The sequence below is a fragment of the Paraburkholderia sp. UYCP14C genome (genome assembly GCF_004197395.1).
Lineage (GTDB): Bacteria > Pseudomonadota > Gammaproteobacteria > Burkholderiales > Burkholderiaceae > Paraburkholderia.
This window is the reverse complement of the sequence record NZ_SELS01000251.1, coordinates 1-1,387: the sequence shown is the minus strand read 5'-3', so window position 1 is coordinate 1,387 and position 1,387 is coordinate 1. Positions and strand designations below refer to the sequence as shown.

Annotated in this window: 2 protein-coding genes; one reads left to right on the top strand and one right to left on the bottom strand. The window is 57.3% G+C overall.

Features of this window, described 5'->3' with window-relative positions; all coding sequences use genetic code 11:
• Positions 1-114 precede the first annotated feature (114 nt).
• A complete protein-coding gene (locus EVC45_RS44635) occupies positions 115-960 on the top strand; it encodes a hypothetical protein (RefSeq protein WP_129964365.1) in 846 nt (281 codons plus the stop codon).
• Positions 961-1,035: 75 nt separating this feature from the next.
• On the opposite strand, the gene EVC45_RS46030 is transcribed toward EVC45_RS44635, so the two are convergent.
• Positions 1,036-1,173 carry a hypothetical protein gene (locus EVC45_RS46030; protein ID WP_168991681.1) on the bottom strand — a complete coding sequence of 46 codons (138 nt, stop codon included), beginning with the start codon at positions 1,171-1,173 and terminating at the stop codon, positions 1,036-1,038.
• Positions 1,174-1,387 lie beyond the last annotated feature (214 nt).

Here is a 1,387-nt window from a genome sequence, read left to right as displayed (position 1 = left end):
ATCCGGCGTGGTGGAACAGAATTGCCCGGCCGGGCCAGACACGACCGGACGCGTAGCTGCCGCAGGCAGCATTCGTCCCACGGGAAATCCGGCAGGCCGATCATGGAGAACCGCATGGGTGAAGCAAAACGCTGGGCAAACGAGGCCGCCGCGTCCATTACGCCGCAACAACGGGAAATTGCCGCGCTCATCGACGCGCAGATGCAACGCTTCGAAGCCGCAGGGCTGGACGAAGCGGAGATCGTGGCGGCAATGGTCGACCATATGTCTGGTTTCCATCGCCTGATGACGGATCTGGACAACCCCGCCATCAATCTTCTGGCGCGTGAGTTTGCCGGCTTCCGTCGCTACGCGAAAATCGTTGAAACGATCGCCTCAGGCATTGCGACGGGACAGATTCAGGTGCCCGGCAAGGAGCGAAGATTCGCCGACGAGCACCGGATCGCCGCATCGATCGATCAGCGCGTGCGTCAGCTCGAAGCAAACGGTATCCGCGGCGTAGCCCTGCTTGCGCATATGGCCGCCTATACTCCCGATCTGCAACGGCTCTGGAACAGCACCTCCGACGAACTCCTTGTCTCGCTGTGCCGGACATATCCGAGCCTGTACCGCTACGGCGAGCTCTTCGAGCAGGCATGGCTCAAAGATGCACGCAGAATGAAGCCCGAACAGGAGCTGCCTGATTCCATCAAGCCCACCGTACTACGCCTTCTCTCCGACGGTGCGACGCTTGAACGCGAGTTCCAGACGATTCTCGATGCCCGCCCGCACCGCGATCTCTGGGTGAAGGCCGAACTGCTGGAGCACACCTGGCAGCAGTGGACCACCTTGCTCGCGCAGTTACCTGCCTTGCTGCAGGAGGCCGATGTACCAAACATTTCCTGGGAAACCATGCGCGACATCCTTGAACCCATGGCGCAGCGGATTGAGGACCTTCGCGCACACGTCCAGCATCCGTAGATTCCACACGTTCCCGTCAAAGCCTTACCTGGCAAGGGTTTCGGGGGATTTTCCATTTATGGGCGTCGGGCAATTTTAGCCAATTTGGCAAAGCGAACGTAAACTTTGCAAACCTTTATAAACGACATGTTCCGGTTCGCGTCGCGTAGGTGTGCGCTGCGCTCCGAATCCTGCGTATTGATCGACCGCCATCGGCACGATCAGTTGCTTCATCGTTTTTGCTTTTTACCGTTGCATGTCCACGCTATAACGCATGGCAATCGTTAGCGGTGGAATTGATCAGCATTGCCTTAATTTTGAATGCAGCAACTTTGCGGTCTTCGGAACAGTGTCATCGAGTGCTCCGACCTGAGTCACACATAAGACGGATTTTTGAATATGCGTTTCAAAGGCTTGGATCTCAATCTTCTGGTTGCGCTGGATGCGC

Excerpts from the sequence above, each read along its gene's own strand:
- EVC45_RS44635 (WP_129964365.1), top strand. The coding sequence starts at position 115 with ATGGGTGAAGCAAAACGCTGGGCAAACGAGGCCGCCGCGTCCATTACG.
- EVC45_RS46030 (WP_168991681.1), bottom strand. The coding sequence starts at position 1,173 with ATGAAGCAACTGATCGTGCCGATGGCGGTCGATCAATACGCAGGATTC.